Raw genomic sequence first — 26628 nt, forward strand, 5'->3', positions numbered from 1 at the left:
GCGACGGTTCAGTCGGCCGAGCCCCGCGCGGTTGCCACCACGGTCGCTGCCGCCCGGGCGACGATGTCATCGACGGGACCGGGACCGTCGTCGTCGATCACTTCCTGAAGGTCGCTGCCCAGGGCGGCGAAGGAGATCATCCGGTCGTCGAAGTCCAGCACCCCCACGTCGTGGCGGATGCCGATGATCTCCCCGGTCTTGTGCCGGCAGAGCACGTCCGGGCCCAGGCGGGCGGGCATGCGGGAGTTGAACTGCTGGCGCAACAGCATGTCCAGGGCCAGGGTGCGCAGGTGAGATGGCAGCAGGTCGGCGCACAGCGCATCCAGCAACAGGGCTTGGTCGGCGGCGGTGGTGGCGTTTCGGCCCGGCAGGTGGGTGTCCATCAGGGTGCGCTGGATCTGCGTGTCGTGCATGCCCCATCGGGCCAGGTGCTGGGCGATGCGGTCCAGGCCGAGCAGGCGGATCAGCATGTTGGTGGCCTCGTTGTCGCTCACCACGATCATCATCTCGGCCACTTCGGCCACGGTGAGCCGCTGCACCGAGGGCAGGTGCACCAGCACGCCGCTACCGCCCACGCGTTCCTCGGGTACCTCCACCATCTGCTCGAGCGTGAGCTGCTCCTCGGCCACGTCCTGCAGCACCATCAGCAGCACGGCGACCTTGATGGTGCTCGCTGGGGTCGTCACTCGGTGGGCCTCGACCTGGGCGATCACCTGCCCGGCTTCCCGGACCGCGAAACTCCAGTGCCCCGGCGCCTCCCGGGCGATCGTGGTCAGGTGCTGCTGCAGCGCGTGCTGGTTCTTCTCCGGCCACGTCGTCATGTAGACCTCCTCCAGCCAGCCATCCTGTCGCATGAATGGGCTCGAGGTTCTCGGGGCACGCGGGGCCCACATGACCCAGGTCCTGCGACCGCGCGTGTGGGCACGCGCCGGTGCCACACAACCGCGCCCCCTTTATCCTGCGCAATCAAGGCCTGCGCCTTAACGAGCCGCCTCATCGACCGTCCTCGGCGACCATTGCGGCAGTCCGTCGATGGAGAAGGCGTTAGAACACCACGGCGATCCGTCCGTTCTGGCGCGGTGGCCACGAAGAAGACGTGCTGTGCGGCGATGAACTCACGCGACCGCAGTGTGATCTCGGGGTGGACCTTACCCATTACCTACTTCTCCTCGCCGGCCGAGCGACACCGTCCAGGCCTTCGCGGTCACCGTCGTCCCGAAAGACTCTCTTGCACCATCGTCCTACTTGTGCGATCGTCCTACTTGCATATTTGTACAACTAGTGACCCCGAGGGAGAGATCTATGCTCGATGCGCCACCCCACCTGGCCGGACGGCGCGAGTGGGCGGGCCTAGCCCTGCTCTCGGTACCAACGATGCTGTTGGGTCTCGATGTCACGGTGCTGTACCTGGTGGTGCCGAGCATGGTGGCGGCCCTCGATCCCTCCACCACCCAGACGCTGTGGATCATGGATGCCTACGGGTTCTTCATCGCCGGGTTCCTCATCACCATGGGCACGTTCGGGGACCGGATCGGCAGACGGCGTCTGCTCATGATCGGGATGGCAGCGTTCGCATTCGCCTCGATCCTCGCGGCCCTGGCCCCGAACGCCGAGTTGTTGATCCTGGCCCGGGCCCTGCTGGGCATCGCCGGCGCGACCCTGATGCCCTCGACGCTGTCGCTGATCTCGAACATGTTCACCGATGCGCGTCAGCGCGCGCTGGCCATCGGGGTATGGGCCACGATGTTCGCGGCCGGGATGGCTGCCGGTCCCGTGGCCGGCGGCGCCATGGTGGACGCGCTCTGGTGGGGCGCGGCGTTCCTGCTCGCGGTTCCGGCCGCCGTCATCGTCCTGCTCGGCGCCCGCAGGGTGCTACCCGAGTATGCCGACCCGGCCGCGGGGCGGCTGGACCTGGCCAGTGTCGCGCTCTCGCTCGCGGCCATCCTTCCGGTGATCTACGCCGTCAAGCACACCGCCGTTCACGGCCCCGAGGTGAAGTCGGCGTTCCTCCTGGCGGTCGGTCTGATCAGCGGGGCCGCGTTCGTTCGCCGCCAACGTGGACTGCGCGCTCCCCTGCTCGACGTCAGCCTGTTCAGCAACCGTTCATTCTCCGCCGCCCTGGTGGTGCTCCTGGTCGGCCTGATCGGCGTCGGAGGAACCATGTACCTGGTGACCCAGTACCTGCAGCTGGTGCAGGGCCTCACACCATTCGTGGCTGGCCTCTGGATGGGACCTCCCGCGCTGGCCATGTTCGCCGCTGCCATCGGCGCCCCATTCGTCGCCAGGCGCCTTAGACCCGGGTTGGTGATGGCGCTCACGCTGGGCCTGTCCGTGATCGGATACGTGCTGCTCACCATCGTCGGCAGCGACGACGGAGCGTGGGTGGTGGTCGGATTCGCGTTCGTCTACCTGGGCCTGGGCGCCATCAGCGCGCTCGGCACGGACGTGGTCGTCGGTTCTGCCCCTGCCTCCAAGTCCGGCTCGGCAGCGGCGATGTCGGAAACCGTCATGGAACTCGGGATCGCCGTCGGCGTCGCCCTCCTGGGCAGCCTCACCACAGCCCTCTACGCCGCGAGAATGACCGCGCCGCCCGGGACCGCACCGCAGATCACCGAGGGCCTCACCGGCAGCCTCCCCGAGGCACTGGCCCTTGCCGACCGGCTCTCGGCCGATGTCCTTGTCCGTGCGCAGGAGACATTCACGGGCGCGATGAACGTTGCGGCCGCCACGGCGGGATCAGCGATCATCCTCGCGACCCTCCTTTGCCTGGTGGCGCTCCGGCACCTCCCCCCGCTCGGCCAGGAGCAACCTGTCGAGGCCGATCAGCGGTGAGCGATGCCACTACCCTGTAAACTCGAGGTGAGGTGCATGGGAGCGGACGAGGAACGCCACATCGATGGACGGCGTGCCCGGGGCAGCAAGCGCCGCGCCCAGATCATCGAGGCGACCCTAGCCGTCGTCACTCGTGACGGCGCGTCGGGGGTCACCCACCGCACCGTCGCCGCGCAGGCGGACATCACCACCAGCCTCATCACCTACTACTTCGTCACCCTGGATGACCTGCTCGTTGCGGCCCTGGCCAGCGTCGCCGACACCTATACCGAGCACATCCGCGCCATCATCGATGGCCCGGGCGACAACCTCCACGGCCTGGCCCAGTTGATCGCCGACTCCGCCGGTCCGGGTCGTGACCGGGCATTGGCCGAGCGGGAACTGGCCACCATGGCGGCCCGCCGGCCCGCTCTTGCCGAAGTGTCACGCCGGTGGCGCGAGAACGTCGCCGAACTCGGCGCCGCCCTCACCGAGGATCCCGAGGCGATCGCCTCCCTCGTGGCCACCTCGGACGGCCTGTGCACGGCCGTCCTCATCAACAACGTCCCAGCAGACCCCGAGTACATCCACCGGCTGTTGTGCCGGGCACTGAACCCGGCGCGGGCGACGGCGGCGGGGTGAACCCCATCGCCCCGACAGCCGGTCGATCTAGGAGTTGACTTCGGTCAGCGTGCCGTCGGTGACCGAGTAGACGAACCCTCGGACCCGGTCCTTGTGTGGCACGAACGGGTTGGCGGCGATGCGGGCCAGGGACTGACGCACGTCGTCGGCAGGGTCCCGGAAGGATTCCGGTGCCCACGGCGGCCGGATGCCGGTGTCGGCCTCGATCTGAGCTTTGAACTCATCGTCGGTGAACGTGAGCATCCCGCAGTCGGTGTGATGGATGAGGATGACCTCCCGCGTGCCGAGCAGGCGCTGGCTGATCGCGAGGGAGCGGACCTCGTCCTCGGTGATGACCCCGCCGGCATTGCGGATCACGTGGGCGTCCCCTTCCTCCAGGCCGAGCAGGCCGTAGGGATTCAGCCGGGCGTCCATACAGGCAACGACGGCGACCTGACGCCCCGGCGGCATCGGCAGATCACCCTTGTCGAACGTTGCGGCATAGGCCTCCGCGTTGCGGAGCAGGTCGTCGGTGACAGTCATGCCTCGGTCCTTTCGCGTCCGTGGGTCGGCGTCGGTCGGCGCCTCCTCAGCCACCTTTCACCTGCGGTGAGGCCGCGGGTTGTCACCCACCCGGGAGTCTCGCGGACCGGGACGCCGCGAGCACCTCAACACCGAGGAATCCTCTGCCGTACACCTACCGTATCGCGCGAGGGGGGCCTTGCCGCAAGACCCCCTCCGTACCGCAGAATGCGGGTTCCCCAGCCGAGCCCATGCCCCTGTGACCTGTGGAGTTGAGCGTGCCCACCACCCGGACCGACGTTTTCGACCTCTCCGAAGCCAGGACCGCCAAGGCCGATCCCGCCCTCATCGGTACCGACCAGGCTCGGTTGCGGATCATCGCCGAACGCCTGAGCGAGCAGGTCACCGCCACCTCCGACCGACTCGCGACCGAGCGCAAGTCCCCCGGTGGTGGTGTGCAAGCGGCGTTGGAGCGTGATCAGCGCGTGCACCACCTGACCGCCCGACTCAGGCTCCTGTACCGGTACGGGATGGACCTGTGCCTGGGCCGGATCGTGCGCGCGGGCGATACCGGTCCGGTCTACATCGGCCGCATCGGCCTGACCGACCAGAGTGGCGAGGTCCTGATGGTCGACTGGCGCGCACCGGCGGCAGAACCGTTCTTCGCCGCCACCCACGCCAACCCGATGGGGCTGACCACCCGGCGGCGCTACCGCTGGAGTGCGGGGAGGATCACCGACTACTGGGATGAGGTCTTCGCTCCCGGTGCGCTGCAGGGGCACGCGGCCCTGGATGATCAGTCGGCCTTCATCGCCAGCCTGGGAACGAGCCGCACCGGAGCGATGCCCGATGTGCTCAGCACGATCCAGGGCGACCAGGACGCGATCATCAGGGCCGGATCGCGCGGCCCGCTCGTGGTCGACGGAGGGCCCGGCACCGGGAAGACGGTGGTGGCTCTACACCGGGCGGCCTACCTGCTCTATTCCGACCCCCGGCTGGGCGTTGGTAGTGGCGGCGTGCTGGTGGTCGGCCCGCACCAGCCCTACCTGTCCTACGTCGCCGATGTGCTGCCCAGCCTCGGTGAGGAGGGTGTGCTCACCTGCACGCTGACCGACCTCGCCGGTGCGCGCGAACACACCCCGGCAGAGCGCGACCCGGTGGTGGCCGGCCTGAAGGCCTCGGGACGGATGGCCGGGGCGATCGAGAAGGCGGTGGCCTTCTACGAGCAACCCCCCACCGAGCCGCTGGAGGTGTCGACCTCCTGGGCCGACGTCCAGGTGACCGATGCCGACTGGGCGCAGGCCTTTGCTGCGCCGGATCCGGGCACCCCGCACAATGAGGCCCGCGAGCAGGTGTGGGACGCGCTGGTGCAACTCCTGATCGATCAGCACGATAGTGAGGTGCCCGCAGACCTGGTACGCCGGGAGGTGTCCCGGGATCCCGAACTGACCGCCACGCTGAATCACTCGTGGCCGCTGCTCAGTGCCCCGGACCTGATCGGCGATCTCTGGTCGGTTCCGGCTTACCTACGCTTGTGTGCCCCGTGGCTCGGGCCAGAGCAGATTCGCGCGCTCCAGCGCCAGGACCCGCACGCCTGGACCCAGTCCGATCTGCCGTTGCTGGATGCGGCGCGGCACCGGCTCGGTGAGGCAGGTGATGCTCGACGCCGGCGGCGGCAGGCAGCGGCCGCCCAGGCGGAACGTGACCAGATCGATGCCGTGGTGACCGAACTCATCGCCGCCGATCACGACGGCGAGAGTGTGATGACGATGCTGCACGGGCAGGACCTGCGCGACGCGCTGGTCCAGGACGCGGCCGATGGCGTCGCCGATGCAGACCGGCTCGCCGGACCGTTCGCACACATCGTGGTCGATGAGGCGCAGGAGTTGACCGAGGCCCAATGGCAGATACTGCTTCGCCGGTGCCCCTCACGTAGTTTCACCATCGCGGGCGACCGTGCCCAAGCCAGGGAGGGGTTCACCGAGTCGTGGTCCCAGCGCCTCCACCGCGCGGGCTTGGGTGAGGCCAGGATCGCGACGTTGAGCCTCAACTACCGCACGCCGGTCGAGGTGATGTCCTATGCCGAGCCGGTGATCCGGAAGGTGCTTCCCGATGCCAATGTGCCCCGCTCGGTGCGCAGCAACGGTCTGCCGGTGCGGCACGGACATACCTCGGAACTACAGGCGATCCTGCAGGAGTGGGCCGCCGCTCACGCCGAGGGGGTCGGATGCGTCATCGCCGCACATCCCCTTGCCGCTGCCCTGCCTTCACGACGGGTGCAGTCCCTGACTCCCGAACTGGCCAAGGGCCTGGAGTTCGACCTGGTGGTGCTGATCAACCCCGAGGGGTTCGGCATCGGCGTGCAGGGCGGCGTGGACCGCTATGTCGCGATGACCCGCGCCACCCAGCAACTGGTCGTTCTCACCGACTCCGCACCCTGACCCGGCGTGACGAGCGGCGGGCGGGCCCAGCACCTCAGGCCGCGGCGGCGGCCAGGCGAGCGGGGGTGTCGTCGTCGAACTCGGCGAAGAACTGCCCGACCCGCTCGGTGAGTTCGTTCATGCCGTCGCAGGCGAACAGGATCGGTTGGTACTTGCTGATGTCGTAGTCCAGCGTGGCCATCAGATGGAAGTCGAGCGGGCGCACATCAGCGCCGCGGAATTCCTCGATCTCCCCGTAGGAGGACAACAGGCCGGCTCCGTAGCAGCGCAGTTCACCGTCTTCGTACATGACCCCGAACTCGATGGTGAACCAGAACACGTCGGCAACGTACTGCAGCCCTTCCTCGGTCTCACACCGCCGGGCCGCCTCTCCGGCCAGGCGCTTGACCTCGGCAACCTGCGGGGAGGCGAGCAGGTTCCCGTGGCCGACGACCTCGTGGATGATGTCCGGTTCGGGTGTGTACAGCGGTTGGGAGGAGTGCCGGAGGTACTGGGTGGAGTGAAACACCCGATCCGCCAGGGACCCGTAGAAGACGTCCAGGGGCACCAGTCCGGCGGCCGGATGCAGCCGGAAACCGGTGAGCGGCTCCAGGCCGGCTGAGACCTCGTCCAACTGCGGCACCCGGTCGGTGGGTAGCCCCAGCGCTTCCTTTCCCTCCAGGAAGGCCCGCACTGCGAGGCGTTCATGCTTGGGTGCCAACTCCGCGCAGACCCGGGCCCAGATCTGGTTCTCCTCATCGGTGTAGTCCACCTGTGGGATCGGCATCCCGGGCTCCCACGTCATCACCGGGGCCGCGATCTCGTTACGACGACGGCGGTACTCCGGATCGTTCACGCCGGGGTGGTTATCGGCCAGGTGCACCTGGACACCGTTCTCATCGGTGGTCACGGGGGCGTAGAACTGTGCTTCTTCGAACATGTCGCCGTTGTACCCCGATGTGACGTGAAGTACCACCAGATCTTGCGTAAAGTATCGAAAGTGGGAACACGTGTACGTATCGATGAGGTGGATCGACAGATCCTTACATCGCTGCGCCTGGACGGTCGCCGCACCTTCACCGACCTGGGCCGGGAGTTGGGACTGTCCACGCCTACGGTCAAACGTCGGGTGGACCGGCTCGAGGAGCGCGGCGTGATCCGCGGATATGCGGCGGTGGTGGATTCCACGATCAGCGGTCAGGGCATCGAGGCGATCGTGGAGGTTTATTGCGCCGAGCGCACCGCTCCCCGGGACGTGCTGGCCGCTGTACAGCACCTGCCAGAGGTGCTCAGCGCCGTGACCGTCTCCGGTGATCCCGACGCGGTGCTGCGCGTCCAGGTCGACGGCGTCCGGCACCTGGAGCGGGTGGTGGAGAACCTTCGCCGCCATGAGATGGTGATCCGCACCCGCACGATGGTGATCCTGTCGGTGTTGGTCGACCGGCCCACGGGTCTGAACGGCTCCTGACCCGGCCGAGCCCACCGACTCCCGCTGGGGGCAACCACGGATTTGCTGATGAGACCCCTGGTCCGGGAGGTTCCCGCTAGCATCGGAACCGGGAAGGCGGACCAGGATTCGGTCGGACCCTGCAGGCGAAGGCGAGGTGCAGGTGGTGGCCATGGGTGCCATGCTTGAACGCGACGCCGCCCTACGCGCACTGCGCAGGACCGTCGACGTCGCCGCCGACGGTCGTGGATCGGTGGCCATCGTGGCCGGTGAACTCGGCATGGGCAAGACGATGCTCGTGTCGAGTTTCGCGCCCACGACCGATGCCGAGGTCTACTGGGGCACGTGTGATGATCTGTCCACATCCCGGCCATTCGGGCCGTTCTGGGATATCGCCGCGCAGGCGCCGTGGGGTTTACAGTCCATGCTCGACGCCGGCGACCCTCCGTATCGACTGCACACCCGGGTTCTGGAGGAGTTGGCCGCCGCCGAGCGACCGACGGTGATCGTGATCGAGGACATCCACTGGGCGGACGACGCCACCATCGATGCCATCACCGTCCTCGGGCGCCGCATCGCCGACCTGCCCGCTGTGCTCGTGCTGACATTGCGATCCGGAGAGGCAGCCCCCGACCACCCGGTGCACTCGGCGTTGGGCGTGCTGCACCGTGTCGCCGCGGTGCGTGTGGAACTGCCCCCGTTGTCACGTGCCGCCGTGGCCAGGCTCAGCGGCGAGGAGAACGCCGACTGGGTCTATGACGTGACCGGCGGCAACCCCTTCTTCGTCACAGAGTTGGTCGCTGACCTTCCCGGTGATCTGCCGCAGTCGGTCACGAGTGCGATCCTGGGGCGCTGTGCCCGGCTCGATCCGTCTTCACGCCATCTGGTTGAACTGGTCTCGGTTGCGCCGACACGTCTTCCTATCGCCGCCCTCGACGCCGCCCTGCCTGAGTGGACGGCAGCAGCGGAGGCGCCCGAACGTCTTCGGCTGTTGACCCTCGAGCCGACGCACGTGCGTTTCCGGCACGAACTCATCCGTCGCGCGGTCCACTCGAGCCTGACCGCCACCCGCCGACGTCACCTGCACGCGCAGGTCCTGGAAGCGCTTCTGGCCACCGGAGGCGCCGCAGCCGACATCGTTCACCATGCAGAGGCAGCCGGGAGCACCCACGCGGCTGCCTCGCATGCCCTGGCCGCGGCGCGCGAGGCGACCGCACTGGAATCACATCGCGAGGCGTTCGAGTACTACCGCCGCGCCGCTGAGTTCGCCCACGAGTTCCCCATCGGTGACCGGGCCGGCCTGTACGAGGCGTACGCCGAGGAGGCATGTCACGTCGGAGACCTGAGCGAAGCATTCAACGCCTCGGACCGTGCGATCGCGTTGCACCGCGAACACGGCGACGTGCGTGGGGTCGGGCGGTGCAAGACCGACCGGGCCCGCTTCAACTGGTTGGCGGGTGACAGCCGTGCGGCCTGGGAACAAGCCCAGGGCGCAATCGTGGTGCTCGAGCCGCTCGGCGCCACCACCGAACTGGCCTCCGCCCACAGTCAGTTGTGCGACCTGGCCACGCGTTCCGGGAACTCCGAGCAGACGCAACGTAGCGGCCGCCGCGCCGTGCGTCTGGCCGAGGAAGTGGGCAACGAGGACGCCAAATGGCGCGCGCTGGTCGCGATGGCGGCGATGGGTATGCAACTCAACCCAGCCGAGGCAAGCACGCTGCACAGTGTGATCGACGGTGCGCGCCGGGCCGGTGCGCACGAACCGGTCATGAACGGCCTGGTTGCGCTCGCCTTCTTCAATCTGGGGTGGGTGCGACCTCACGCGGCACTTCGCAGCATCACCCAGGGTCTGGAACTGGTCGAGGAGCGTCAGCGCGATGTCTTCAGGGACCACTTCGAGACTCTGCTCGCCTGGCTGAAGGCACGATCGGGACACTTCGATGAGGCCCGGACCCTTGCCGAACGTGTGATCGGGAGACGGGCCAGCAGCACGATCGCGGGCCTACAGGCCCAGACCGTGCTCGCCGAGGTCGCGGTGCGGCGCGGCGACGATGACGCCGCCGGGCGCCTGAGCGATCTGATCGCCCTGGTGGACGAAGCAGGTGAACCCAAGTTGTCGGGTCCGGTCCTCGAACTCGAGATCGAATGGGCCCTCACCCATAGTCGCACTCCCCCGGTGAGCAGGACCGAACAGCTCCTGGCAAGGATCGCCCAGCAAACCGCAGTAGAGGGCTTCCTGGGCGCTCGCCTTGCCGCCTGGGCCACGGTCGTGGGGGTACCTGTTGACTATCACGGGGTCGCGCCCCTGCCGCACGCCGCCATGATCCGGCAGGCATGGCACGAGGCCGCCCACGCATTCGACGCTCAGGGCTGGCGCTATGACCAGGCCTTACTGCTGTCCATGAGCGATAGGGAAAACGAATTGGCTGCCGCGGTGCACATCACGCAGAACCTGGGTGCGAGACCGCTGGAGGCGCACCTGCGCCGCAAGATGCGTGCCCACGGCATGACCGTGCGGCGTGGCCCGATTCGCTCCACGCGCGCCAATCCAGCAGGTCTGACCGAGCGGCAGGCCGAGGTGCTGGCGCTGCTGGCACAGGATCTGACCAACGCCGAGATCGGTGCCCGATTGGCGGTATCACAACGGACCATCGAGCACCACGTGGCCGCCATCCTGACCGGACTTGCCGTCGGCAACCGGCGCGCGGCCGTACGCCGCGCGATCGACCTAGGGGTGTTGAGCCCCTCGCCTGAGTAGGCCGCGCCCGGCGGGTCAGGAGATATGGGTGGGGCCGCCGGGAAAGATAGGGGCGAGGCACCGATGCGCAGTCACCGTGGTCCTCGTAGCGTCGGGTGCCCACACACTCGCGAAGGGAGCCACGCGTGACTACCACCACCGATAATGGCATCGACGTCGAGCGACTCGGCGCCACGATCGATGCGATCAAGGACGACCCCCAGTTGGCCACGTTCACGTTCCGAGCACGGAGCAACTGGGAGGAGGGCACCCACAACATCGGAGAGATCTCCACATTCACCCACGCAGGAGAGCCCGACGAGAGCCGCTCGGCGTCGTTCGTGCTGCACGGTGACGAGCCACCGGTACTGCTCGGGTCCAACAAGGGGGCCAACGCAGTCGAACTGCTTCTGCAGGCCCTCGCCTTCTGTTACGCCGTCGGATACGTCGCGAACGCGGCAGCCCAAGGTATCCACATCACCCGTATGGAGTACGAGGTGGAAGGTGAACTGGACGTGCGGCCCTTCCTCGGTCTCGAGGGCGCCCGGCCCGGATTCACCGCGATCCGTGCGCATGGCCGCGTGTCGAGCCCCAATGCCAGCCAGGAGCAACTGCAGGCGCTGTGCCAGTACGTGCAGGAGACCTCTCCGGTGCGCGATTGCCTGGCCAACGCCGTCCCGGTCGAGACCACCCTCGACGTGATCTGAGGAGCGGACATGAGCACTATTCGCCACGCGCGCATCGATGTCGATGAATTGACCACCCGGGTGCAGGCGATGTACCGGGCGGTGGCCCAGGATCCCGACGCCGAGTTCCATTTCGAACTAGGTCGGCCACTCGCGGACCGGCTGGGCTATCCCTCCGAGATTCTCGATCAAGTTCCCACGGGGGCCGTCGAGTCGTTCGCCGGCGTTGGGTACTTCTTCTCCCTCGCCGATCTCGGTGCGGGAGAGTCGGTCATCGACTTGGGATCGGGGTCGGGGATGGACTCCTTCTTCGCTGCCGTGCAGGTTGGCCCGGGCGGACAGGTCGTCGGCGTCGACATGACGCCCGAGCAACTGGACAAGGCCGAGCGCCTGCGGGCGGCTGCGGGATTCGGCCAGGTCACCTTCCGCTCCGGCAGGATCGAGCAACTGCCGTACGGAGACGGCAGTTTCGATGCGGTGATCTCCAACGGCGTGATCAACCTTGCGCCGGACAAGTCACAGGTCTTCGCCGAGGCCGCTCGCGTACTCCGTCCCCGAGGCCGCTTGGCGGTGGCGGACATCGTCACCGAAACCACCCTGACCGACGCCATCGTCGACGACGTCGAACTGTGGGCTTCGTGTATCGGTGGCGCGCCCCAGGAGGATGCCTACCTCGCCGCCATTGAGGACGCAGGCCTGCGGATCGAGATGGTCACGACCAACCCGTACCGGTTCCTGTCCGACCAGGCCCGTGGCGCGAGCGACCGGTTCGGCGTCAAGAGCGTCTGTGTCTTGGCCCGTCAGCCCGATTAGGACGCCCAGTCACGTTTTCCGCTGAGATCGGTCACCGCTATACCGGTGGCGATCGATGAGAGCCATCGGTCCCGCGCGGAGTGCTTCAGTCGGCGACGGCGCCGGCGGTGATGTTGATGGATGCGGCGGTGATGGAGCCAGCCCTATCGGAGCACACGAAGGCAGCGACGTTGCCGACGTCCTCGAGGGTCGCGCTCCGTCCGAGCAGGGTCGGGGCGATAATCATGTCCTTGATGGCCTCACGGTCCGGCACGTTCAGCGGAACGGCTTCGGCAACCCCGCCGGAATGTAATGTCACGGCACGGATTCCCTGGGGGCCGAGTTCGGCGGCGAGTTGGCGACGCAGGGTATCGATCAGCCCCATCGCGACCTGGAAGCCGCCGATGCTGTAGTCGCGAATCGGGTCACGCCCCCCGTTCCCACCGAAGAATAGAAGCACCCCGGAACGCTGCTGGACCATGTGCCGGGCGGCAGCCTGGGTAGTGAGGAACATCGTGCGCGCGCCATTGATAATCGGGCGCTCGAACAGTTCGAGGGACATCTCGGCCAGTGGGGTGCCGTGAACGTCACCAAGGCCGATGGAGTTGAAGCTGATGTCAATGCTTCCTGCGCTCTCGGCGACATGGTCGGCGTGGGTCGTGACCTGGCGTTCGTCGAGGGCGTCGACCGTGGCGGTGTGCGCCGTGCCGCCGGTGCCTCGAATGTCGGCGGCGACGGCATCGAGAGCGCTGAGGGTGCGTCCGGTCAGGTGGACAATGGCTCCTTCGCGGGCCAAGCCAAGGGCGACTGCGCGCCCGATCGGGCCTGCGGCTCCGTAGATGATGGCGTTCTTTCCTTCGAGCAACACGTTCGACTCCCCCTGAGGAATAGGCTTCGGGAACATTAGCAGTAGCGGCCGTCCATCGGTCGAACCATTTTCGTGCTCGCCCGCAGAAGACAGGTCGCCTTCCAGAACGTCATCGGCACGATGCAACTCGCGTGGCCTGTCGAAGAGCACAGGGTCCGGTCGCCGTCCGCGGCCGCGATCGTGCGCAGCAGGTACTTGTAGCCATCACCCGCGCTCATCACGCGCATCGAGACCGTCACTGCGCCACCGCCTTTCGACGGTCAGGTGAGCGCACGACGACCGCGCGATGCGCCGTCAACGTAGGTTGACAACCCTCGACCTGCAAGACGCGTGTCGTCTCAGGCGGTGGGTCCGAGGGGCGAGCCATCGGGGTGGTCGGACTCGGCGCAGCGGGCCGTCGAGTGACGGCGAGGCCCGGGGCGATAAGGGTCTTCATCGCCGACACCGTGTGGTTCTCCGAACTCAACGAATCCGTCGCCGCCGTCTTCTCTCGCCATTGGCCCGGCATTCCGAACCTCGGCGACATCACCACCATCAACTGGCAGGACGTCGAGCCCGTGGACATCCTCATCGGCGGCTTCCCCGCCAGGACATTTCGTCCGTCGGCCAGCGAGGTGTCGCTTACGTTGCCTGTGCAGGTCGCGCGAGGTACGCCGACGCCCGATCTTTGCCGAAGGTCCGTCAGCGCGCACCTTCGTAGTCGGACGGTACGGTGGTGCCGCTGTAGGGCGCGATCGGAAGCGGACTATCGGTAAGGAAGGCGCGTGCCGTCGCGAGGAACTCCTCCGGCGCGTCGTGGTGTACGTTGTGTCCGCCGCTCATGTAGACGAGCTGCGCGTCGGACAGCGTCTCCAGGTAGGTGACAACCGACTCCCAGGACAGGTAGTCGCACGAACCTTTGACCAGCAGAGTCGGGGTGTCGTTGCCGGCCAGCAGCGGACGGAGGTCTCGATCGGCGGGGGCGGCGGCGGACTGAGGATACTGAAGCCGGTAGAAGCCCAGGCCGGTTGGTGGAGTCTCCAGGGCGTGCCCCGGACAATGCAGGGCGGGTTCCGTAGCCGCGTAGACGAGATCGTTCTGGGCGTCCATCTCCGCGTCTCCCGCCACCTGGTGCGCGAGGGCGGGATTGACCTGTAGCAGCGTGTATATGAGGAGGTTGCGCGGACGCAGCAGTCGCGCATACAGCTCCAACCGCTGGTCACGGGTGAGCCGGCTCTGCAGGTTGCCCCCGCTTGAGTCCGCTGGGTCGAGCGATGCGGGTGAGGCAAGCAGCGTGCGAGCAACCCGCATTGGGTGGGCAGCAAGGTAACCCGCGACGACGGTGGCGCCGTAGGAATGGCCAATCAGGATGAGTTGCTCGGCACCAATAGCCTGCCGGATAGCTTCGAGGTCGGCGACGTCGCGGTCACGGCCGTACTGCTCTGGATCAGTCAGCCGGGTCGAGCCACCAGCGCCGAACTGGTCATAGACGTACACGTCAAAGCCATCTTCGGCGAGCCTGCCGAAGTATGCGATGTCCCTGACGAGGTCCGGCGTGCCCGGCCCACCGTGGACGAACACCACCGGTGTCGGACGGGCGGTGCCGCTGGCCGGGACCCCGACGTAGCGCAGTTTCGAGCCTGTCGGCAGCGACCAGTAGCTCTCACCGTCCACGGCCGCTGCCGGACTCCCGACGTCGCCGGATGGCACCGCGAAGAGCAGCGTCACCACCCCCATGCTGACCGCCAGTATGGCACTCGTACCCCAGAGGAGCCTCCGGCGGCGCGGTCCAACCTGACGGCGGGCAACCCAGAGAATTCCAGCCGCTCCAACGGCAGCGCCCGCGCCCAGCCCGGAGACGAGGAGCACCATCGGACGCAGGCTCACGACGGCTACACCCACGACCGTGGCCATACCCACCGTGATCGATGCGGCCACGACGATGGCCACCCGCCCAACAAGGCGCCATAGCCGCGGCTCATCACTGCGCCGGACCCCGGAGTCAGCACTCATCAGCGATACCCCGGTCGTATTGCCGTGTGTCCGGTCCACGCCTTGTGCGCTTGGCATCCAGACAACAGGGCTGTGTCCGACGAAGTGCGCCGCACGGTGTCGGCGTCAACTACGCGAACAAGCCGAAATCCGCTCACCAAGAGCCCTTGACTCACCGCCGCTCCTCCAGGGATGACTCGCGTGGCCAAGCAGCTCGTGAGTCAGCTCTCGGGGGCTGGTTCAGGAACCAGCAGTGGCCGAACGGGTCGATGAAGACTGCCACCCGCCCGGCGGGCGGGCTGTCTTCAGGCCCGCGCGTCATCGATACATCGAGTACGAGCAAGCCAAAGCCCACATCGAAGACTGCCTCGCTCTCGCGGGAGACTGCCACGCGATCTACATGAGCATCGACGACGAACTTCGACGCATCGCCAACCAGGTCTTCTTCGACAAGCTCATCGTCCTGCCCGAAGACGGCATCGTCGGAGAGCCAGGGGAACCGTTCGACGCGCTGTTCAACCCCGACGTCTAGAGCCGCGCGGTCCACTTCACGGAGCGGACGGCGGAATCTGGACCTCAAACCGCTCATGTCGGCGGTTTGAACAACGACCTTCTGGTGGGCCCAGAGGGACTCGAACCCCCGACGCCCGCGGTGTAAACGCGGTGCTCTAACCAACTGAGCTATGGGCCCTGGCAGAGGCAAGGTTACCGCTATTCGCCCGCACCGGTGATCTCGACCTTGCCCACCAGCAGCGCCTCCACGTCCACTCCGGCCTCGCGCAGCAGTGGCAACAGCACACTTTCCTCCTTCTCCATCCGCAGCGCGAACAGCAGCACCAGACTGCGGGCCGCCATGATCGCCTGCAGTCCGGTCTCCGACCGGGCCAGGTGGTCGATCAGGGCCAGGATCGCTTTGTGGTCCAGGTCCAGGGCGGTCACCAACGCATCCGCGCCGACGCCGCGGGCGGTGCTGTGCAGGACGGTCTGCTCAGCCTCCAGGTGGTCGACCACATCGGCGCGCAGGTAACGGACAAAGGCGTCGCGTGCCTCGGTGAAGTCCGCACCGGCCCTCACCGCGCAAATGAGTTCGGTCTCCAGAATCGTCAGTTCGGCCCACAACTCGCTGTGATGCTCATGAGCAGCAGCGGCCATGGTGCCCAGAACGTGCTCGGCATCGGGGATGGGTGCAGACATATCGCTCGTTTCCTCACTCTCGCCTGCGCGTCGACCCTCCCTTTGTACAACCTGATTTGTAAAAACGCCAGAGCCGGAGCGATAAAGCCGGCTTCACAGCCGCCGGCGCACCTTCGGTTCCGGTAGCGGCGGCTCGTGTTCGGAGCCCTCCCGCTCCAGCAGGTCCAGTGCCTCGGCGATCGCCCGGTCAAGTTGGGGGTCGGCCGCACCGAAGAAGTCGGCCGGGGTGTGCTCCACCTCGATGTCGGGGTCCACGCCGTAGTTCTCCATGCCCCAGCCCTTGCCCTTCATCCAGGTCGCATACCGGGGCTGGGTCACCGTGGTGCCATCGACCAGGTCGAAGCGGCCGTCGATGCCAACCACTCCGCCCCAGGTCCGCATCCCCACCACCGGCCCGATACCCATCGCCTGGGCCGCGGCATTGACGATGTCGCCATCGGATCCGGAGTGCTCATTGGCCACCAGCACCACCGGGCCCCGGGGTGCGTGCGCAGGGTAAGTGCTCGCCCGGGCGTAGTGCCGGCCGGTGCCCCAGGAGACCACCTTGGCGGCCAGCCGGGCCACGACCAACTGACTGGTGTGCCCGCCGCGGTTGTATCGCACATCGGCGATCAGGGCTTCGGCCCGACTGGCAATCCGCAGGTCGCGGTGCAGTTGCGCCCATCCGTAACTCATCATGTCCGGCACGTGCAGGTAGCCGAGGCGCCCCCCGGAGTGTTCGGCCACGTACTCGCGCCTGGACCGGACCCAATCCTGGTAACGCAGTACCTCCTCATCGCCCAGGGGCACCACGACGACCCGTCGATCCGAGCCGTCGCGCCGCAGGATCAACTCCACCGGCTTTTCCGCCGCCCCGACCAGTCCGCGCGCCGGGCCGGCGTGGCGGTCCACCCCTCGCCCGTCCACCGCCACGATCAGATCGCCTGCGCGGGCATCGACCCCCGCTGCCCGCAGGGGTGAGCGCGCATCGGGCTCGCTGGACTCCCCCGGCAGGACCCGGTCGATCCGCCAACCATCGGCGGCTGGGGACAGGTCGGCGCCGAGCAGTCCCAGTTTGCGCTCCTGCGCTCCGGGCGGCTCGGTGGGCATGACGTAGGCGTGGGAGGTGTTGAGTTCGGCCACCGTCTCCCAGAGCAGGTCCACCAGGTCATCGTGGCTGCGCAGCCGGTCCACCAGGGGCCGGTACCGCGCGACCACACCGGCCCAGTCCACCCCGTCCATGTCCGCGCGCCAGAAATGATCGCGCATCAACCGGGCGTTCTCATCGAACATCTGCTGCCACTCGGCCGCCGGGTCCACCTGCCACCGCAGCCGCTTCAGGTCGACGCTGACCTTGGCCTGATCATCTTCTTCCTCCACCTTCCGGTCCGCGGGTACTACCGTGACCTCGTCCTTGTGGCGCACCACCAGGCGCTCACCGTCGCCGGAGACGGCGTAGGAGTCCACCTTGTCCACGATGGTGGTGACCTTGCGGGTCCCGAAGGACCACAGTTGCAGGGTGTCGGCAACCGGCTCACCGGCCACCCCGGCACGGCGGCTACCCAACACGCCTGCCTCGCCGGCCACGCTGATCCACACCACTCCGCCCTTGACGGTGCGCAGGTCCTTGTAGGTACCCGAGGGTACCGGGAACGGCGTGATCCGCTCCTCGGCGCCGGTGGCGTCGAGGTCCGGGCTGGGCGGAGCAGCCGGCGCCCCGGTGACCTGCTGACGAGGACCGGCTGCGCCGTCGTCGTCCTTCATGCCCTCCGTTGTGCCTGCTCCGCCGGAACCGGCACGCCCAGCGGCGTGGCCGGCCTCGGAGATGCGCCAGCCGTCGGCGCTCGGCCCGAACGGCGCCGGCTCGGTGGCCGCCAGGGGAATCAACCACGGCCGGGTGGAGCCGGTGAAGGACAGCGCGAACTCGTGGTTGTCGTAGGCCGGGTCGAAAGTCCGGTCGGACAGGAACACCACGTACTTGCCGTCATCGCTGAACACCGGGCTGTGATCGTGGAACCGGCCCGAGGTCAGTGCGTGCACCCGCCCGTCACCGTGCAGGTCGACCAGGCGCAGCGCATGCAGGCTCGCCTCATCGGCGGTGGGTACGGTCCACATCAGGTAGCGCCCGTCCGGGGAGAAAGTGGGCGAGGTGGCCTCGCCCTGCTCCGATCGCCCAAGGTCGCGCACCGACGCATCCGCAAGCGTGACCAGCCGGATCGCGCCGTCGTGGGAGATGACGACGACGCGCTGCCCGGGCGGATCACTCGCCAGGTGCAGGACACGGCCCAGTTGCCCGGCGGCCAGACGCTGCGGGTCGGTGGTACCGGTGAGGTCGCGAACCTCCAGGCAGTCCTCCCCCTTCACGTCGCTGGCCATCACCGCCTTGCCGGTACGGCCCAGCAGTATCGGTTCGCGCACGCGCACTCCCGCATCGGCCGCGATCGCCCGGGCAGGCCCCTCCCGGTGGCTGAGCCAGAAGGCGTTGCCCCGCCAGGCCACCAGGGAGGCGTCCCCACCATGGTCGGGCGCCACGGCGTCGAGGTTCTTGGTGGGTTCGGCGTCGAACGCCACCGGCGCTGCGCCCGGCAGCGACAGGTTCACCCTGACCGGGTCACGGTCCAGATCATCCAGTAGCCACACATCGCCCCGGCTGGACCACACGATGGAGGCGCCATCGGTGGCGGCATCGCGCACGTAGCCCTCATCAACTCCCTGATGGGTGATCTGGCGCGGTCGCCCCTGCCCGGGGCTATCCCAGGCCCACAGGTTCGCCTGCTCATCGGCGGCATCGGGGAAGGTCGCGGCCATGTCGGAGACGAACAGCAGCGTCTCGCCCCGCCACATCGGATCGGTCAGTGGCGCGGTCTCATCGGGCAGCAGGCGGCGCCACTGCCCATCGCCGGTATCCAGCCACAGCCGGGCGGCGGTGCCGCCCCGATAGCGCTTCCAGTGCGCAGCCGGACGGCCGGCGGGGGTGCTGATCACCGCGGCACCGTCCGGGCGCAGCGCCACTGCCCCGGCCGGACCGTACCGCAGGCGCTCCACCCCGCCGTCCAGGTCCACCGCCTTGACCACCAGGTGGCGCATGTTCGCCTCCCCGGCGTTGGAGGCCACCAGCACCCTGCCCTCACCGGTCCAGCCGAGCACCATGGTGTTGCTGCCGCCCCACCAGGTGAGCCGGCGTGCGCTGCCCCCGCCCAGGTCGATGACCATGACCTCCGGGTGCCCGTCCCGGTGGGAGACGAAGGCGATGTGGGACCCGTCCGGGGAGAACCGCGGCCGGCTCACCGGCGCCCGGTCATTGGTCAGGCGCCAGGCCCGGCCGCCACCGGTACCACCCAGCCAGATATCGTCGGCAGCGACGAAGGTCAGTGAGTCGTGATGGACATGAGGGAATCTCAGATATGCCGAACCCATACTGTCAACGTAACCGCCGCCACGGGCCGTTGTCGCCGGCTTTACCGCATCGCGGGATAGCGCCACGAGTCGCCCCGCGGCTTTGGACCTGCGGCATCGGACCCGGCGGGGTCAATCCGTTGCGCTCGGTTCCTGCTTCCGGGACGAGTGCGTCCCGCGCCACTGTCCCCGCGCGATCAGCACATCCTTGAGTACCTCGGGCCGGTCGGTGATGATCGCATCCACCCCCAGGTCCAGCAACGAATGCATGGCGGGTGCCTCATCGATCGTCCAGGCGTGTACCTGCAGGTTCTGTCGCTTGGCCGCCCGCACCGTGCGGGGGGTCAGCACCCGCCTGCCCCGGTAGCGGATCGGTACCTGCAGGCAAAGCGCGCCGGAGCGGGCAGCCCGGGTGGCCGCCGGACCGACCCCGTAACCGATGCCCATCGACTCCCTCGGTGAGGTTGAGGTGGCCAGGTGGGGCCGCTCGCGCCGCGCCAGGTTCAGCCGGGTGCTGCTGAAGGAGCCGATGAGGACGCGGTGGTAGGCCTCGAACTCATCGAGCACGCCGAGCATCGGCTCGAGCACGTCATCGGTCTTGACGTCGATGTTGAACCGTGTGTCCGGGAATGCCTCCAGCACCTCCGCGAGGGAGGGAATCGACTCCCCACCGACCGTGCGCAGCGAGCGAATCTGCTCGCCGGACAACTCTCCGAACAGCCGCTCCTGCCCGACCACTCGCACCAGGTCGTCGTCGTGGAAGCAGAACGCCTCGCCGTCGGCGCTGGCGCGCACGTCGGTCTCGATGTAGTCGTAGCCCAGTTCCACCGCGTTGGCGAAAGCCCTGATCGTGTTCTCGTTGCCGGCATTCGGCGCATACCCGGCACCGCCCCGGTGGGCCATCGCCAGCGGCGGGCGGTCCAGGTACCGCCCACCGACCGGGGCAACCTGCCTCTGGCGGGGAGTCAACGGACGACGACGGCGCGGGGCGGCCGCACTCACGGCTCCTCCACCCGGGCCGCGGCCAGGGCGCGCACGGCGTCGACGTGCTCAGTGAGGGAGCGCGTGCGGCCCGGGGGGCTCAGCGTGCTCCAGGCGATCGCGCCACCGGCATCGATCAACACACTCCCCCGCCCGGCGTGACCGGCCTCGTCGTCGAACGCGCCGTAGGCCTCGGCCACCTGGCCATGCGGCCAGAAGTCCGAGAGCAGGGTGAGTCCGAAGCCCTCCTGATCCCCCCACGCCCGCAGGCTGTGTAGGGGATCGCAGGAGATGGCCAACACCTCGGCGTCCAGTGCGGCGAAGGTGTCCAGCTGCTCGTTCAGACCGGTCAGTTCCTGGTGGCACAACCGGGAGAAGGCGAACGGGAAGAACACCAGCAGCACCGGGGCGCCGCGCAGAGCGGACAACTGCACCGGCGTGCCGTGGGTGTCCGGAAGAGTGAAGTCGGGGGCGACCTGGCCCGGAGCGGCGAGGTCGAAAGGAGGAATCGTGGTCTTGGTCCTACTCACCACGGCACCATCTCACGATCAGCGGCCCCGGCTGCGCGTCACCAGCCGCATCCCGGTCCAGTCCGGCGCTGCCGAGATGGCACTGGTGGCGTGCAGGCCCGCGGTGGAGGCAGCCTCCTCCACATCTGCCGGGGCCACGTGCCCGTCCCGGCCGGGCTTGGGTACCAGGACCCAGATCAGGGCCCCGTCCTCCAGGGTGGTCATCGCATCGAGGACCAGATCGGTCAGATCAGCGGTGTCGCCGTCGTCCGCGCGCCACCACACGATGGCGGCATCGGTGACGTCGTCGTAGAGTTCGTCGGCCAGTTCCGAGCCGATGACGGATTCCAGTTCCTGGCGCACACCGGTGTCGACGTCGTCGTCGTACCCGAACTCCTGCACCACCTGACCAGGGTTCACACCAAACCGGGAGCGTACGCTTCCCGTGGCCTCTCCCACGTTCCCTGCTCTCCTCTCCGTCCCCTCCCGGGGTTTCGACAGCGGTGCCGGGTGGCACCGTTCGCACCCCTGAGTGTAGGGGTCGCTGGTGTCGGTCAGGTCACATCCGGGTTCTGGCATGAGGCGCCCCGCATCGCGCAACAATAGGATCGCAAGAGCACGCAGAACGTGTGGGCCTGGCCCGTACAGGCCAACCGAGCCCGTGCGCCGCAGCCCTGGCGTACGGAGAAATGAGTTTCCCGTGACTGCACGCAACACTTCCGGACCCTTGATCAACGGCATGCTGAGCCAGGTGCCGGACATCGATGCCGAGGAGACCGGGGAGTGGCTGGAATCCCTGGACGGCCTCATCGAGGACCGCGGCGGCCCGCGGGCCCGCTACATCCTGCTGAACCTGCTCAAGCGCGCCCGCGAGCATGGCCTGGCCATCCCCTCGGCCACCACCACCCCGTACGTCAACACCATCGGGGTCGAGGACGAGCCGTACTTTCCCGGCGATGAGGTGGTCGAGCGTCGATATCGCTCCTACCTGCGCTGGAACTCGGCGGTGATGGTCACCCGGGCCCAGCGTCCCGGTATCGCCGTGGGCGGCCACATCTCCTCCTACGCCTCGGTGGCCACCCTGTACGAGGTGGGGTTGAACCACTTCTTCCGCGGCAAGGACCACCCCGGCGGCGGGGACCAGATCTACTTCCAAGGTCACGCCGCCCCCGGCATGTACGCCCGCGCCTTCCTCGAGGGCCGGATGGACGAGCACGGCCTGGACGGGTTCCGTCAGGAACTGTCCCATCCCGGCGGGGGTCTGCCCTCCTACCCCCACCCGCGGCATCAGCCCGACTTCTGGGAGTTCCCCACCGTCTCGATGGGGCTGGGCCCCGCCTCGGCGATCTACCAGGCCTGGGTGAACCGCTACACGCACCTGCGCCAGATCAAGGACACCTCCCAGCAGCACGTGTGGGCCTTCCTCGGCGATGGCGAGATGGACGAGCCGGAATCGCGTGGCATGCTGCAACTGGCCGCGAACCAGGGGCTGGACAACCTGACCTTCGTGATCAACTGCAACCTGCAGCGTCTTGATGGGCCGGTGCGCGGCAACGGCAAGATCATCCAGGAACTGGAGGCCTTCTTCCGGGGTGCCGGCTGGAACGTCATCAAGGTGGTCTGGGGCCGCGAATGGGACGCGCTGCTGGAGGCGGACAAGGACCGCGCCCTGGTCAATCTGATGAACAACACCCCCGATGGCGACTACCAGACCTACCGGGCCGAGAACGGTGCGTTCATCCGCGAGCACTTCTTCGGCCGTGACCCGCGCACCAAGGCGTTGGTGGAGAACCTCTCCGACGACGACATCTGGGCACTCAAGCGCGGCGGCCACGATTATCGCAAGCTCTACGCCGCCTACAGCGCTGCGGTGAACCACACCGGCCAGCCCACCGTGATCCTGGCCCACACCATCAAGGGGTACGGACTGGGCTCGGCGTTTGCCGCCCGTAACGCCACCCACCAGATGAAGCAACTGAAGGAGAACGACCTCAAACTGCTCCGGGACTCCCTGCGGATCCCGATCACCGATGAGGAGATCGAGAAGGATCCGCACCTGCCCCCGTACTACCACCCCGGGATGGACGCACCCGAGATCGAGTACATGCTGGAGCGCCGCCGCGAACTGGGTGGCTTCCTGCCCGAGCGGCGCTCGAAGTACACCCCGGTGACCCTGCCCGGGGACAAGGCCTATGCACGTCTGGCCAAGGGCTCGGGCAACCAGGAGGTCGCCACCACGATGGCGCTGGTGCAGTTGTTCAAGGACCTGCTGCGGGACAAGGAGTTCGGTCAGCGGATCGTGCCGATCATCCCGGACGAGGCGCGCACGTTCGGACTTGACTCGATCTTTCCCTCACTGAAGATCTTCAACACCGGCGGTCAGCACTACCTGTCCGTGGACCGGGACCTGCTGCTGTCCTACAAGGAGTCCGAGGCCGGCGGCCTGCTGCACACCGGCATCAACGAGGCCGGTTCCGCGGCGGCTTTCCAGGCCGTCGGCACCTCCTACGCCACCCATGGCGAGGTCATGGTGCCGTTCTACTTCTACTATTCCATGTTCGGGTTCCAGCGCACCGGTGACCAGTTCTGGGCTGCCGGGGACCAACTCACCCGCGGGTTCCTGATCGGGGCCACGGCCGGACGCACCACGCTGACCGGTGAGGGCCTGCAGCACGCCGACGGGCACTCCCCCATCCTGGCCTCGACCAACCCGGCGGTCGTCTCCTACGACCCGGCCTACGGGTACGAGATCCGGCACATCGTCCGGGACGGCCTGGAGCGGATGTACGGCGAGAGCGACGACCGCGACCCGGACGTCATCTACTACCTCACCGTCTACAACGAGCCCATGCTGCAGCCCGCCGAGCCGGAGGACGTGGACGTGGAGGGCATCCTCCGCGGTATCCACCGCCTGGCAAAGCCCGACGACGGCGACGGGCCCGAGGCGCAGATCCTCGCCTCGGGGGTGGCGGTGCCGTGGGCCCTGGAAGCCCGCCGGATCCTCGCCGAGGACTGGGGCGTGCGTGCCGGGGTGTGGTCGGTGACCAGTTGGACCGAATTGCGGCGGGATGGGTTGGCCGCGGAACGTCAGGCATTCATCGACCCCGACGGGGAGCAGCCCACCCCCTACCTGGTGACCAAGCTCGACGGCACCGAGGGACCATTCGTGGGCGTGACCGACTACGACTTCCAGTTGCCCGACCAGATCCGGGCCTGGGTACCCGGGGACTACTGGACGCTGGGAGCCGATGGTTTCGGTTTCTCCGACACCCGCCCCGCAGTGCGCCGGCACTTCCTGATCGACACCGAGTCCATCGTGACCCGGACCCTGCAGGCGTTGGCAGCCCGTGGGGAGGTCGACGCCGACGCACCCAAGAAGGCCCTGGACAAGTACAACCTTCTGGATGTCACCGCCGGCTCCACCGGCACCGCAGGAGGCGACGCCTGAGGCATCGTGTGAAGGGCCGGGACGGCTCGGCCGACACGGCGCAGGCCCCGGAATCTTGATGGTCCGGGGCCTGCGCCGCACCTGTCCCCGCCAGCCGGGGTTGTCAGTCCGTCCGCTCGGCCCGCGCCTCGGCGGCAGCCACGAACGGCTCCAACTCAGCCACCACGGCAGTGGTACCGGGCTGCTCGGTGCCGTATTCGGCTAGATTGCGCAGGTGCTCCCGGGCGGCGGTGGCCCGCCCGGCGTCCAGGGCCGCCTGCACCACCTGGCGGCCCGCCTCCGGGCTCTGCTGGGCCGGGGACCAGTGCCCGACCCCCAGCGACAGTGCCTCGGCGGGCAGGTCCGCGCCCCGCAGCATCTTGATTCCCTCCTCGAGCGCACGCCCGCTGCGGTCCCGCTCACACGCCGTCCCGAGTCTGCGCAGCGCGCCCTCATGATCATCCTCCAGGGACAGCCGGGCCAACTCGATCAACGGGTACCAGGCTCGCGGGTTGCCAGCCAGTTCCTCCGCCAGCGCCCAGTGCGAGGCATCGCTGCGTGCCTGTACGTCAGCCTCGGCATGCGCGGCGATCAGCGGGTCCGGGTGCTCGGTGCTCTCGGTGCGTCGCCGCACCAGCTCGGCCAACTGCGCGAAGGCCTCAAGGTCGTTCGGGTCGGCGTCCAACCGTTCCCGCAGCGCGCCCTCCTGTTCCACCACAGGCTCCCCCGGCGCAACTCCACCGCCACCCTTGCCGGTGCGTGTGGACGATCCACGCGCGCCCTTGCCGCGCAGGTAGTCGGACAGCCGATCGAGGATTCCCATGTAGTGGAGGATAACGGTGATGTCGTTTGTGGGCTTCCCACAAAGGCGGGTCGTATCCTCGCTGCATGCCCCGCGACCCGAAACCGACCATCGCTCCCGGTGCGACCGAACAGATGGTGCGCCGCCTACGCACCGGCTCGGACCTGCTCACCTCGGCCGCGATGCGCCGTCTCGATGCCGAACTCACCTGGTACCGGGAACTGCAGGCCGAGGACCGCTCCTGGATCGGGCTGGTGGCCCAGTCCGGCATCGCCAACTTCATCTCCTGGTATGAGAATCCCGACTCCGGGTCCTACAACGCCGCAGAGATCTTCCGCGCCGCTCCGCCAGAACTGGCCCGGTCCATCTCCTTGCAGCACACCCTGCAGTTGGTGCGCATCGTGGTAGAGACGGTCGAGGAGCACGCGGAACAACTCGCCCCCACCGGGCAGTTCCGCCAACTGCGCGAAGCCGTGCTGATCTACTCCCGCGAGGTGGCCTTCTCCGCAGCGGATGTCTATGCCCGGGCGGCTGAGACCCGCGGGGCCTGGGATGCCCGGTTGGAGGCGCTGGTGGTGGACTCCCTGCTGCGCGGTGACCCCGATGACTCCCTGCACTCCCGTGTGGCCGCCCTCGGGTGGGCCGGTACCGGGAGCACCCTCGTGATGGTCGGCACCACCGACGGACCGGTCGACGACGTGCGGGCAGCGGACCTGCGTCGCGCGGCCCGACGTGCCGCCCAGGACGCACTGGTCGGTGTGCAGGGTGACCGGCTGATCGTGGTGCTGGGCGGGACCGGCAACCTTCGCGAGCAGGCCGGCACGCTGCTGGGCCGGTTCGGTCCGGGTCCGGTGGTGATAGGGCCGCTGGTGGGCGAGCTCGCCGAGGCGGGACGCTCGGCCCGGGCCGCACTGTCCACGCTGCACGCGGTGCACGCCTGGCCGGGGGCGCCACGCCCGGTGATGGCCGACGAACTGCTCCCCGAACGAGTCCTGATGGGTGATCCCGATGCGCACCGCACCCTGCTCACCGATGTCTACGCGCCGCTGCTGGGAGTGGGTGGCCCACTGCTGGAGACGTTGTCGACGTACCTGAACGAGGGCCGGTCACTGGAGGCCACCGCCCGGCAGTTGTATGTTCACCCCAACACGGTGCGGTACCGGCTGCGCCGCATCAGCACGATCACCGGATGGGAACCCACCGACGCCCGGGAGGGGTTCGTGCTGCAGATCGCGATCGCGCTGGGGCGACTGGATGAAAGCAGCGGCGGAACCGCCCTGTCTGCCTAGCTGTACTTCCCCGTTAGGTTGTGAACGCGGTCTGCTGGGGTGAGGCCTCCGATAGCGGTGTGGGCTCGATGATGATTGTAGTCGTGGAGGAATGCCTCGTAGGAGGCTTCACGTTCGGTCTCACTGGAGTAGGGCCTGGCGTAGGCCCACTCGACTATCAGGGTCCGATTGAACCT

General features: G+C 68.0%; 23 protein-coding genes and 1 tRNA gene. 11 read left to right on the top strand and 13 right to left on the bottom strand.

Features of this window, described 5'->3' with window-relative positions:
• Positions 1–8: 8 nt before the first annotated feature.
• Positions 9–821: a serine hydrolase gene (locus ACO0LU_RS09910; RefSeq protein WP_424791193.1), complete on the bottom strand. Its 813-nt coding sequence runs from the start codon at positions 819–821 to the stop codon at positions 9–11.
• A gap of 481 nt (positions 822–1302) precedes the next feature.
• Here ACO0LU_RS09910 and ACO0LU_RS09915 point away from each other — a divergent pair, with 481 nt between their 5' ends.
• A complete protein-coding gene (locus tag ACO0LU_RS09915; RefSeq protein ID WP_424791194.1) occupies positions 1303–2832 on the top strand; it encodes an MFS transporter in 1530 nt (509 codons plus the stop codon).
• A gap of 36 nt (positions 2833–2868) precedes the next feature.
• Positions 2869–3453 carry a TetR/AcrR family transcriptional regulator gene (locus tag ACO0LU_RS09920; RefSeq protein WP_424791195.1) on the top strand — a complete coding sequence of 195 codons (585 nt, stop codon included), beginning with the start codon at positions 2869–2871 and terminating at the stop codon, positions 3451–3453.
• Positions 3454–3480: 27 nt separating this feature from the next.
• Here ACO0LU_RS09920 and ACO0LU_RS09925 read toward each other — a convergent pair whose 3' ends face one another.
• On the bottom strand, positions 3481–3975 hold the full coding sequence (locus ACO0LU_RS09925; RefSeq protein ID WP_424791196.1) for a beta-class carbonic anhydrase: 495 nt from the start codon (positions 3973–3975) through the stop codon (positions 3481–3483).
• 257 nt (positions 3976–4232) lie between these two features.
• Between ACO0LU_RS09925 and helR the strand changes: the two genes are divergently transcribed.
• The gene (helR, locus tag ACO0LU_RS09930; RefSeq protein WP_424791197.1) at positions 4233–6395 is read left to right on the top strand and encodes an RNA polymerase recycling motor ATPase HelR; all 2163 of its coding nucleotides are present in this window, start codon (positions 4233–4235) and stop codon (positions 6393–6395) included.
• Between the two features lie 34 nt (positions 6396–6429).
• Here helR and ACO0LU_RS09935 read toward each other — a convergent pair whose 3' ends face one another.
• On the bottom strand, positions 6430–7314 hold the full coding sequence (locus tag ACO0LU_RS09935) for a phenylalanine 4-monooxygenase (protein WP_424791198.1): 885 nt from the start codon (positions 7312–7314) through the stop codon (positions 6430–6432).
• 60 nt (positions 7315–7374) lie between these two features.
• Between ACO0LU_RS09935 and ACO0LU_RS09940 the strand changes: the two genes are divergently transcribed.
• The 4 genes from ACO0LU_RS09940 to ACO0LU_RS09955 all read left to right on the top strand — a co-directional run bounded on the left by ACO0LU_RS09940 (position 7375) and on the right by ACO0LU_RS09955 (position 12057).
• Entirely contained in the window at positions 7375–7842 is a 468-nt protein-coding gene (locus ACO0LU_RS09940) for an Lrp/AsnC family transcriptional regulator (protein ID WP_424791199.1), read from the top strand.
• Between the two features lie 151 nt (positions 7843–7993).
• Positions 7994–10579, top strand: coding sequence for an ATP-binding protein (locus ACO0LU_RS09945; protein ID WP_424791200.1), 2586 nt, complete (start codon positions 7994–7996; stop codon positions 10577–10579).
• Between the two features lie 125 nt (positions 10580–10704).
• Positions 10705–11265, top strand: coding sequence for an OsmC family protein (locus ACO0LU_RS09950; RefSeq protein WP_424791201.1), 561 nt, complete (start codon positions 10705–10707; stop codon positions 11263–11265).
• 9 nt (positions 11266–11274) lie between these two features.
• The gene (locus ACO0LU_RS09955; protein WP_424791202.1) at positions 11275–12057 is read left to right on the top strand and encodes a methyltransferase domain-containing protein; all 783 of its coding nucleotides are present in this window, start codon (positions 11275–11277) and stop codon (positions 12055–12057) included.
• 85 nt (positions 12058–12142) lie between these two features.
• Here ACO0LU_RS09955 and ACO0LU_RS09960 read toward each other — a convergent pair whose 3' ends face one another.
• Complete coding sequence (locus ACO0LU_RS09960; protein WP_424791203.1) at positions 12143–13054, bottom strand: SDR family NAD(P)-dependent oxidoreductase; 912 nt, start codon at positions 13052–13054, stop codon at positions 12143–12145.
• 296 nt (positions 13055–13350) lie between these two features.
• Here ACO0LU_RS09960 and ACO0LU_RS09965 point away from each other — a divergent pair, with 296 nt between their 5' ends.
• Entirely contained in the window at positions 13351–13659 is a 309-nt protein-coding gene (locus ACO0LU_RS09965; RefSeq protein ID WP_424791204.1) for a DNA cytosine methyltransferase, read from the top strand.
• Here the strand turns inward: ACO0LU_RS09965 and ACO0LU_RS09970 are convergent.
• Positions 13586–14896, bottom strand: a complete 1311-nt coding sequence (locus ACO0LU_RS09970; protein WP_424791205.1) for an alpha/beta hydrolase — start codon at positions 14894–14896, stop codon at positions 13586–13588. The genes ACO0LU_RS09965 and ACO0LU_RS09970 overlap by 74 nt on opposite strands.
• 232 nt (positions 14897–15128) lie before the next feature.
• On the opposite strand from ACO0LU_RS09970, the gene ACO0LU_RS09975 reads away from it, so the two are divergent.
• Positions 15129–15407, top strand: coding sequence for a hypothetical protein (locus tag ACO0LU_RS09975; RefSeq protein WP_424791206.1), 279 nt, complete (start codon positions 15129–15131; stop codon positions 15405–15407).
• A gap of 82 nt (positions 15408–15489) precedes the next feature.
• Here ACO0LU_RS09975 and ACO0LU_RS09980 read toward each other — a convergent pair.
• From ACO0LU_RS09980 to ACO0LU_RS10005, 6 genes are all read right to left on the bottom strand, one after another.
• A tRNA-Val gene (locus tag ACO0LU_RS09980) sits at positions 15490–15566 on the bottom strand.
• A 20-nt stretch (positions 15567–15586) separates the two neighbouring features.
• Entirely contained in the window at positions 15587–16069 is a 483-nt protein-coding gene (locus tag ACO0LU_RS09985) for a hemerythrin domain-containing protein (RefSeq protein ID WP_424791207.1), read from the bottom strand.
• Positions 16070–16162: 93 nt separating this feature from the next.
• Positions 16163–19465, bottom strand: coding sequence for a S41 family peptidase (locus tag ACO0LU_RS09990; protein WP_424791208.1), 3303 nt, complete (start codon positions 19463–19465; stop codon positions 16163–16165).
• A gap of 111 nt (positions 19466–19576) precedes the next feature.
• Positions 19577–20446: a glycerophosphodiester phosphodiesterase family protein gene (locus ACO0LU_RS09995; RefSeq protein ID WP_424791209.1), complete on the bottom strand. Its 870-nt coding sequence runs from the start codon at positions 20444–20446 to the stop codon at positions 19577–19579.
• The gene (locus ACO0LU_RS10000; protein WP_424791210.1) at positions 20443–20955 is read right to left on the bottom strand and encodes a peroxiredoxin; all 513 of its coding nucleotides are present in this window, start codon (positions 20953–20955) and stop codon (positions 20443–20445) included. Before ACO0LU_RS10000 ends, ACO0LU_RS09995 begins: the two co-directional genes overlap by 4 nt.
• An 18-nt stretch (positions 20956–20973) precedes the next feature.
• Positions 20974–21393 (bottom strand): DUF3052 domain-containing protein, encoded by a 420-nt coding sequence (locus tag ACO0LU_RS10005; RefSeq protein WP_424791211.1) that lies wholly within the window; start codon positions 21391–21393, stop codon positions 20974–20976.
• Between the two features lie 280 nt (positions 21394–21673).
• Between ACO0LU_RS10005 and aceE the strand changes: the two genes are divergently transcribed.
• Positions 21674–24382 (top strand): pyruvate dehydrogenase (acetyl-transferring), homodimeric type, encoded by a 2709-nt coding sequence (aceE, locus tag ACO0LU_RS10010; protein WP_424791223.1) that lies wholly within the window; start codon positions 21674–21676, stop codon positions 24380–24382.
• 103 nt (positions 24383–24485) lie between these two features.
• Here the strand turns inward: aceE and ACO0LU_RS10015 are convergent, their stop codons facing one another.
• Entirely contained in the window at positions 24486–25184 is a 699-nt protein-coding gene (locus tag ACO0LU_RS10015; RefSeq protein ID WP_424791212.1) for a hypothetical protein, read from the bottom strand.
• A 65-nt stretch (positions 25185–25249) separates the two neighbouring features.
• On the opposite strand from ACO0LU_RS10015, the gene ACO0LU_RS10020 reads away from it, so the two are divergent.
• Positions 25250–26452, top strand: coding sequence for a PucR family transcriptional regulator (locus tag ACO0LU_RS10020; RefSeq protein WP_424791213.1), 1203 nt, complete (start codon positions 25250–25252; stop codon positions 26450–26452).
• Here ACO0LU_RS10020 and ACO0LU_RS10025 read toward each other — a convergent pair.
• Positions 26449–26628: integrase core domain-containing protein (locus ACO0LU_RS10025; RefSeq protein ID WP_424791214.1), on the bottom strand; the 180-nt coding region annotated here is incomplete at its 5' end. The genes ACO0LU_RS10020 and ACO0LU_RS10025 overlap by 4 nt on opposite strands.

This window comes from Pseudactinotalea sp. Z1748 (assembly GCF_049725185.1).
Classification (GTDB): Bacteria; Actinomycetota; Actinomycetes; order Actinomycetales; family Beutenbergiaceae; genus CALKWS01.